Consider the following 8813-nt stretch of genomic DNA (forward strand, 5'->3'; position numbering starts at 1 on the left):
TTTTTGAAGATGTTAATAATATACTGAGATCCTTAGGGGCTGGACACGATGGATTTGTAGAGGTATAATGGTTTGATTAACATGAGGAAAGCGATGAAGAAAAGGAATTGGTCGGTTGAAGAGAAGTTGGTGATAGTCTTTATCTTTATCCCCAACCCAACAACCCTAATTTTCATCTTTGTGATGTTTTATAATCTTGCCTTCCACCATAAATATTACATCTTCACAGATGTTTGTCGATAAATCTGCTATGCGTTCTAAGGAGTGGGAGATTCTCATTAAATGGATTGAACGTTCAACCGTCGATGAATCCGCACTCATGTAAGTGATCAACTTTCTCAAAATCTGATTCCTCAAACCATCGATGACACTGTCTTTCTCACAGACGCTTTTAGCCAATTCTGCATCCTCATTAATAAAAGCATTTATGCTATTCTTTAACATCTTTTCCGTTACTTCTACCATCATTGGGATATCAACCAAAGGCTCCACTTGTGGTTTCTCTATTAAAAACATTGCGCTTTCAGCAATATTTACTGCAAGATCTCCTATTCTCTCCAGATCATTATTTATCTTTAGAATCATAAGGATTGTTCTTAAATCCTTTGCTCTTGGTTCATACTGAGCAATAAGGGTTACGCAGAGTTCATCTATCTCTATCTCAAAGTCATTTGCCTTCGGCTCATCCTCATCGATGACGCTTAAAAGTAGCTCTTTATTTTTTTTAATCAAGCCTTTTATACTTTTTTCAATCATACCCTCCCCAAGAGCAGTATACTCGACAATTTCCCTTTTAAGATTGGTAATTCTTTCTTCTAACATTCTACACCTCCTTATCCAAATCTCCCAGCCAGATATTCTTCGGTTCTTTTATCCTGAGGCACAGTGAACATCTTCTGTGTCGTTCCAAATTCGATCAATTCTCCCAAGTAGAGAAAGGCAGTATAGTCAGAGACTCGAGCGGCTTGGGCGATATTATGTGTCACAAGGAGGACTGTGACCGACTTCTTCAACTCAATAAGCAATTCTTCTATCTTTTTTGTTGCCTGCGGATCGAGTGCCGAGGTTGGCTCATCCATAAGGATAATTTCAGGTTCGGTTGCTAAGGCTCGGGCAATACAAAGACGTTGCTGTTGACCACCTGATAGGTCAAATGCAGAATCCTGAAGTCTGTCCTTTACCTCTTCCCATAGCCAGGCGTCTCTCAAGCTTTGCTCCACTTTTTCTATAATCTTAGACCTGTCTTTAACCCCTTTGATATGGAGTCCGAATGCGACATTATCAAATATCGATTTGGGAAATGGGTTGGGCTTTTGAAATACCATGCCAACTTTCATGCGTAATGCCGATATATCTATTCTATCTTGATAAATATTCTGACCATCTATAAAAATGTTCCCCTTGGTCTTGGCAGTTTCAATAAGATCATTCATGCGGTTAAAACATCTTAAAAAAGTGGATTTCCCACATCCAGAAGGACCGATTACTGCGGTTATCTTATTTTTGTGAATGGGTAGAGTTATATCTTTCAATACATGTAAGTCATCAAACCACAGGTGGAGATTTTCCACGATTATCTCTTTCGCTACCATTTTTTCTTCCTCCTGGCCCTGTATCGGATGACTATCGCCACAGCATTGACAATGAGGATAAGAAAGAGCAGTACGACCGCAGTGCCATAAGCTATTGGGACTTGATATTTGGGATTTGTTCCTTCTGTCATTAGCGCATATATATGATAAGGGAGTGCCATAACTTCATCTGAAATGGATTTCGGTAACTTTCTCGTATAAAATGTTGCAGCAGTAAAGAGGATGGGAGCAGTTTCACCAGCGGCACGACCGACGCTGATGATTGCGCCAGTAAGAATGTTTGGCAGAGCAGTGGGCAGGACTACTTTCAATATTGTCTGCCGTTTTGTTGCACCTAATGATAATGATGCTTCTCGGAAATCTTTTGGCACAGTTTTGATTGCCTCTTCACTGGCATTAATTATGATTGGCAATATTAATATTCCGAGTGTCAAGGAGCCGGATAGGATAGAAACTCCAAATCCAAATATATTAACAAATACTGCCAGACCAAAAAGGCCGAAAACTATCGATGGCACTCCGGCAAGTGTGTTTATCGCTATTCTTATGGTACTCACAAGCCAGGCTGGTTTGGCATACTCGGTCAAATATATCGAGGTCAAAACTCCAAGAGGAAAAGCGAATGAAATCGCTACGACGGTTAGATAAAATGTGCCAATAATTGCTGGAAAGATTCCACCTTTTGTCATAGCCTCGCGCGGTGCCTCTGTGAGAAAAGAAAGGGAAAGGACCTTACCACCCTTGGCAATAATAAGGATGAAAAAGACAAAAAGGAATATGATACTTACAAGGACTGAAAGTCTGACCAAGGTCAAAGCGATTGACTGTTTTACCACCCTGATCTTCATCGCCTTCTTATCTTCATTCTTTCCCACTCGGTGATTAAATTTGATACAAATGTTATTACAAAAAGAACAATCGCAATGCCAAACAGCGCATGATAATGCTCACTACCCATAATTGTTTCTCCCATCTCGGAAGCAATTGCCGAAGTCATGGGACGGACCGGTTGAAATATAGATTTTGGAATAATAGCCGAACCACCAGCAACCATCAGGACGACCATCGTTTCGCCGATCGACCTCCCAAATCCCAGAATAATGCTGGCAATAATACCAGATTTTGCAGCCGGAAGAACCACCTTTATTATTGTCTCCCATTTATTTGCACCAAGCGCAAAGGAGGCCTCCCGCAGTTCCTTTGGCACCGAAGATATTGCATCTTCAGATAAACTGGAAATTATTGGCACAACCATTATTCCTAAAATTATTGAGGTCGTAAATGTGTTTAATCCGGTCGGAATATTGAATAACTTTCTCACAAATGGGGCAAGAAACGCCATACCAAATAATCCATAGATCACTGATGGAATACCAGCAAGAAGTTCAATAAATGGCTTCAATAATTCCTTCTCTTTTGGCTTTGCCAATTCAGAAATATATATTGCCGAACCAACCCCGAGCGGAATAGATACTATCAGTGCACCCACAGTAACCATTATTGAACCAACGATTAAGGGCAGAATGCCAAAATCCGGCGGCTCGTGGGTTGGGTGCCAGGATTGTCCAAAGAGGAAACTGAACAATCCAGCCCTTTCAAAAATAGGATACCCTTCTGTGAAGATACTAAAGATTATGCCAAAAAGGAAGACAATTGAGCATAAAGCCGAAAACAAAACAATGAATTGAAAACCCCTTTCTTTCATCGCTAATCTCCTCATTTTGATTGTAGCCCTTTAAGAAGTATTTCTGCAGAGGCCAGATTTGTTGCCCGAGGAATATTATGAACATCACAAACTCTTATCTGTAGATCGCCTCCTTCAGGACCTCCAAGCGTCGATTTTACCTCAAGACCGGTCTTCTTATGAATCATCCTTCCTGTTGCCCCTGTCGCAATTATTTCGTATGGTTGGAGGCTGTCCTTAGAATTATTAACAGACATTATCATATCGACCTTCTTGGCATCGAGGGCGATAAGGGCTATTTTTTTTCTTCAACCTCTTTCTGCACTGTTTGACAACTCCGACTTTAAGGGTTTTTGTAAGGGCGGGATTTAAATCCCGCCCCAAAAATATTTACCTAACTGGAACGTAACCAACTTCCTTGACGATCGCTTGACCCTGTGGCGATAGAATAAAATCGATGAAATCCTTCACAAGACCTTTTGGTTTACCATTGGTATACATGAAGAGAGGCCGAGCAAGCTTGTATTCTTCACTTTTCACCGTTTCAGGACTTGGTGTGACTCCCTCGATTTTTAAGGCCTTTACATCCTCAGAAAGAAAACCGAGACCGATGTAACCTATTGCACCTGGTGTCTGAGCGACAGTAGTTGCCACAGCTTTATTGGAGGCAAGCATCAAAGCGCCATCTTTTACTTTTGCCCCTCTGAGCACTAACTTTTTGAATACCTCAAATGTGCCAGATGCAACATCTCGAGATACCACAACTATCGGCATACTTGGTCCACCAAGTTCCTTCCAGTTGGCTATTTCCCCGGTATAGATAGCTTTAACTGCTGTGATGTCCAGCTCTGTAACTGTATTATTGGGATGCACGACCACAGCGATTCCATCGTTGGCAATCACATTAGCAACTGGATTTATTCCTCGCTCTCTTGCAACCTTTAGTTCCTTGGTCTTGATCGGCCGTGATGCATCGGCAATATCGATTCTGCCATCAATTAGAGCAGCAATACCGACTCCTGATCCACCACCTCGGACCGAAATACTCACATCCTCGTGCATATCCATAAATTCCTCTGCTGCTCTGGTGGCAACCGGCAATACCGTTGTCGAACCACATATCGTAATGTTGCTGTCTGCATAGAGGATTACCCCTCTGCTTAATGATACCAGTGCGATTACTCCAGCAACCTTAAGAAACGATAATAACCTTGATTTATTCATTTTATGACCCCCTTTTTAGCCCTTAATTTTGTTAACGAATTTCCAGCGAAGCTGGATACCTAACTCATCAATATAAGGTTCATCTTTATCTTCGTAGATCTTCCTTTCCCCATTAATCTGTATCCATACCATAGGTTTTCCTTTTTCGTCACGAAGGATATACCAGTTTAATCCGCCTATTACGCGTCGATGCATATCATCATCGATATTCTTGTCCTTGTCCCAGCGATCAAAGCGACCAACGATGTCGACATCTATCCCTGTTAATTGCCAAAGTTTCAGAATCGGCATAACCATAAATCCCTGACTCATTGTATCATCGTAATTCTTCACCAGAAACTCTCCCAAGATATCGATCGGCCCAAAAGCGATATGTCCAATAGCCGAATAGAGTAACCGCTCAGTGTATTTGGTAACCAAGGTATCCGGGATTCCAGCTTTTTCATAGAGAACAGATCCACCCAAAGTTAAACCTGGAATCGGGATAGTTCTCAAATTTACTATACCTGCGGGGTTAATGTTAACCTTGCTACCAGTCTTCTTATATCCCTCACCATTATACATCCCAAGAGCATATTCACCAAAACCGCCAGGTATATAGCCGTACATAGCCACGCCATAGTCAGCCGAAGCGATTACCTTTTCTTTATCCTCTAAGGACTTCTGTATGGTTGTGTAGTTCCAATCGTAAACGACACCAAAATAAGGCTTGAGCAGACCGAAGGAGACTTTACTTTCTGGAATTGGAAAGAGCTCTTTGAAATCGAGGTAGGCATACTTCAATTTAATGCCAGCTCCATCCTGTGACTTCTCGCTGGAAAAGAAGTCGAGATTGAATCTTCCCTTTATCTTATCATTGAATTTGGGTTCGATTCTAAAATAGCCTCTCTTAAGAGCGAACTGACTTTCAGATAACTCATCCGCGTCTTCCTTCATCTCCAATGTATATCTGGGCCATAGTTCCATCGATAGTGTTGTCTCAACCGCAGACAATATCACGGGAAAGGAGAGAATGAGAAATGCAAGGTCGAACAGAGCTGATCGGTTCTCCATTTTTCTTTTGTTGGTTTCATACTTACGATTCATTTTCACCTCCCTTATAGTCAATCTTGGCCTCTGATTTTGCAAACCCTTTTTGCTGTCAGGGCTCACTTGAGAGCCATTCATATCATACCTCCTTTCGCGATATTATACAAATCAACTGTGAACTGTATATGTAGGTTCTGTGAATTTTTAGTGAAGATTTAAAAACTAAGAAATATTAGTTGGTAAAAGAATAATAACCGTTGTGCCTTTTCCTGGTTCACTATTAATATCTATTTTACCATTATGTAAAAGAAGAATATGTTTTACAATAGATAATCCCAACCCGGTGCCCCCAAGGCGCCGCGAACGGGATTTATCAACTACATAAAATCTTTCAAATATCCGAGATAGATGTTCTTTTGGAATACCTATACCAGTATCACTTATTTCAATCTTAACTCTTTTATTCTCTTGGCTTATAGATATTCTAATTTCTCCTTTCTCGGTATATTTGATGGCGTTATCTATCAGGTTAATAAAAACCTGTTCCAGTTTGAAGGAATCGGCTTTGATAACGGCATCTGTCGCATCAAACTTTGTTTTTAGATTCTTTTCTTTTATTCGCGCTTCAAATATTTTTAAAACCTTTGCTATAGTATTTTTCAGATTGACATCTTCTAACTCGAGTTTATAAATGCTCTCAAGTTCTGATAATGTTAGCAAGTCTTTAACAATATTTATCAACCTATCTGTATATGTTTTGAGCCTCTCTATATATCGCTTGCCTTTTCCACCTTCTAATTCTAAAGTCTCTATAAATCCCTTTATCGCGGTAAGAGGAGTTCTCAACTCATGAGAGACATTGACTACAAAATCCTTCTTTACTTTTGCCAGTCTGGAAATTTCAGTAGTATCTTGCAAGGTGAGGAGTATCTCTTCTGTGGAAGATAAAAATGTTGCATTACAGATATAGGTCATTCCTTCAAATTCGATCTCTTTGGTAGCGGTCATTTTTCCTGCACCTGTCTTTTTGATCAATTCTATTAGTTGAGAATTTCTCATAAGTTCCCAGTATAGTTTCCCTTCGACATCAGTGGTTTTAACCAATTTTTTAAAGCTGTCATTACAGAGGATTATTTTTCCATCTTTATTTACTACAAGCAACCCCGCCTGGATTGAAGAGATAATAGTATTTAGCTTCTCTCTCTGCTGCGATAATTCCGTAAATAGCTTCTTTGTTTGCGATACCATGTAATTAAAACTATCGGCAAATTCTCCAAGTTCATCTCTGCTTTTTGAAATAATTCTTGTATCGAAATCGCCCGTTGCTACTTTATGAGAAGCCTCAGCCAGACTGCGTATCGGTCCTGTAAGGCTGCGCGCGAAGATTGCTGCTCCAATCAAAGAAATTACTACAATTATTAAAGCAATTTGTATAATTTTTACTCTCAAATCGCTCAGCAAACTATTTATATCTTTTAAGAAGAGACTCACACGAAGTACGCCGATATTTCTGTCATCCTTCTTTATGGGCAAGGCAACATATAACATCTCTTCTTTTACAGTGGTGCTATATCTTAGGGACTTTCCGACTGTGTTTTCTAAGGCTTTCCTGATTTCTGGACGATCTTTATGATTTTCCATCAATTTGGGATCTTTTTCTGAATCTGCTAAGACCACTCCTTCTGAATCAATAATTGTAATTCGTGTGCCAATATTACTGCCTAAATCTTTTACCAAAGAATCTAATTTATCATATTGTTCTTTCTCTAATAAAGATTGAGCTTTCAATAATAAGGTAGTTCCAAGGTTTTTTAAATTACTGATCAGCGTATTTATATAATGACTTTTGATTGTAGTGTAAGAAAATATAAGGACTAATCCTGTTAGAAGTATTGCTGCTACTAAATATCCGATAAATATTTTAAAAAATATTGATTTCCTCATGCTTCTAATTTATATCCTATACCTCTTACATTTTTGATAAATTTTCCTGCCGGGCCTAATTTCTTCCTCAGATTCTTGATGTGGACGTCGATGGTCCGATCAAACACATCCTTATCTCTTCCCCAGAGATTCTCCAAGATCTGATTCCTGGTATATACCCAGCCCTTTCTTTCAGATAAAATTTTGAGTATCCTGAACTCGGTTGGAGTGAGTTCTATTTTCTTACTTCCCATTGTGACTTCATATTTCTGTAGGTCGATTGTCAGAATACCCCCGATCTCAATCTTCTTTGTCTCTTCCTTCCTCTCTTTTCTCCTCAGAACAGCCTTTACCCTGGCAACAAGTTCTCTCAGCGAAAATGGTTTAGTTACATAATCATCTGCTCCAAGTTCTAACCCAAGGACTCTATCTGTTTCTTCTCCCCTTGCGGTTAAAATGATAATTGGAATATGCGAAAATTCATCACTGTTTTTTAGGTATTTACAAATATCAAAACCGTCAGCATCAGGCAGCATCAAGTCTAGAATGATTAAATCGGGAGATTGAGTATTTATCGCTTTCTGGAAACTATCTGAATTAGGGAATCCTTCAACTTTAAATCCTGATTTCCTTAGGTGAACTGATACGAGTTCTAAAATACCTGGTTCATCCTCCACCACAAAGATTAAAAGTTCTCTACGAGCAGAAGGGGTTCTGTCCTGACTTTTGTGTAAATTTCTAAGACCACGATACATGATAACATCTTACTCACCTATGTTGCCTTGTCAAGATTTTGCCGTTGCGATTTTCAAATTGCAACCTTGTAATTTCTATTTTCCAATCCCACCCATTACGCCAATTGGCGTAATGGCGTAACACCTTCATCAAAGGGAGGTATTTCTGCAGATAGGTTCTTTTTTCTGATTTTTTATTCAATGCAATCGCCACTGTTGCTAATCCCAATGATGCTGCATATATACGATTAAACATAATGCTTTTTTGGGCTTTTTCTAATGATTTAAGCAAAAATTGTGATGTATCAGCAAGTTTTCCTTTGCCAAAAGACACATATGCTTTAGTGAGGTAATAACTGCTTCTAAAACTTGCTGAATTCTTTAGTGGTTGTGCTTTAGCGAGTAGTTTGCTACATACTGAATACTCTCCAGACATAGCATATCCAAAAATTGCCATCTTTAATGCAAGCTGTTCATTTGCAACCTTGTTTTTATTGTTCTCAAAAGCCTTCCTGTAGAAAACCGTAGCATTTTTGTATTTGCCCACATAAGTCAGGATATCTCCAAAGCGTTGCCAGTAATAGGGATAAGGAAGCAGATAGACTAATTTACGACATTTCCCAATGG

Annotated in this window: 10 protein-coding genes; all 10 read right to left on the minus strand. The window is 39.4% G+C overall.

Going from position 1 to position 8813, the window contains the following annotated elements; genetic code table 11:
- Positions 1–165: 165 nt before the first annotated feature.
- Complete coding sequence (phoU, locus tag ENI34_02325; protein HEC77962.1) at positions 166–822, minus strand: phosphate signaling complex protein PhoU; 657 nt, start codon at positions 820–822, stop codon at positions 166–168.
- Between the two features lie 11 nt (positions 823–833).
- Entirely contained in the window at positions 834–1592 is a 759-nt protein-coding gene (gene pstB / locus ENI34_02330; protein HEC77963.1) for a phosphate ABC transporter ATP-binding protein, read from the minus strand.
- Positions 1586–2440 (minus strand): phosphate ABC transporter permease PstA, encoded by an 855-nt coding sequence (gene pstA, locus ENI34_02335; protein HEC77964.1) that lies wholly within the window; start codon positions 2438–2440, stop codon positions 1586–1588. The genes pstB and pstA overlap by 7 nt, the downstream gene beginning before the upstream one ends.
- A complete protein-coding gene (gene pstC, locus ENI34_02340; GenBank protein ID HEC77965.1) occupies positions 2437–3312 on the minus strand; it encodes a phosphate ABC transporter permease subunit PstC in 876 nt (291 codons plus the stop codon). Before pstC ends, pstA begins: the two co-directional genes overlap by 4 nt.
- Positions 3309–3539, minus strand: coding sequence for a hypothetical protein (locus ENI34_02345; protein HEC77966.1), 231 nt, complete (start codon positions 3537–3539; stop codon positions 3309–3311). The genes pstC and ENI34_02345 overlap by 4 nt, the downstream gene beginning before the upstream one ends.
- Positions 3540–3666: 127 nt before the next feature.
- Complete coding sequence (locus ENI34_02350) at positions 3667–4500, minus strand: phosphate ABC transporter substrate-binding protein (protein ID HEC77967.1); 834 nt, start codon at positions 4498–4500, stop codon at positions 3667–3669.
- Positions 4501–4515: 15 nt separating this feature from the next.
- Positions 4516–5667: a hypothetical protein gene (locus tag ENI34_02355; protein HEC77968.1), complete on the minus strand. Its 1152-nt coding sequence runs from the start codon at positions 5665–5667 to the stop codon at positions 4516–4518.
- A gap of 84 nt (positions 5668–5751) precedes the next feature.
- The gene (locus ENI34_02360) at positions 5752–7473 is read right to left on the minus strand and encodes a HAMP domain-containing histidine kinase (protein ID HEC77969.1); all 1722 of its coding nucleotides are present in this window, start codon (positions 7471–7473) and stop codon (positions 5752–5754) included.
- Positions 7470–8207, minus strand: a complete 738-nt coding sequence (locus ENI34_02365; GenBank protein ID HEC77970.1) for a response regulator transcription factor — start codon at positions 8205–8207, stop codon at positions 7470–7472. Before ENI34_02365 ends, ENI34_02360 begins: the two co-directional genes overlap by 4 nt.
- 13 nt (positions 8208–8220) lie before the next feature.
- Positions 8221–8733 carry a hypothetical protein gene (locus ENI34_02370; protein ID HEC77971.1) on the minus strand — a complete coding sequence of 171 codons (513 nt, stop codon included), beginning with the start codon at positions 8731–8733 and terminating at the stop codon, positions 8221–8223.
- Positions 8734–8813 lie beyond the last annotated feature (80 nt).

The organism is candidate division WOR-3 bacterium (assembly GCA_011052815.1).
GTDB lineage: Bacteria > Hydrothermota > Tepidihabitantia > SM23-42 > SM23-42 > DRIG01.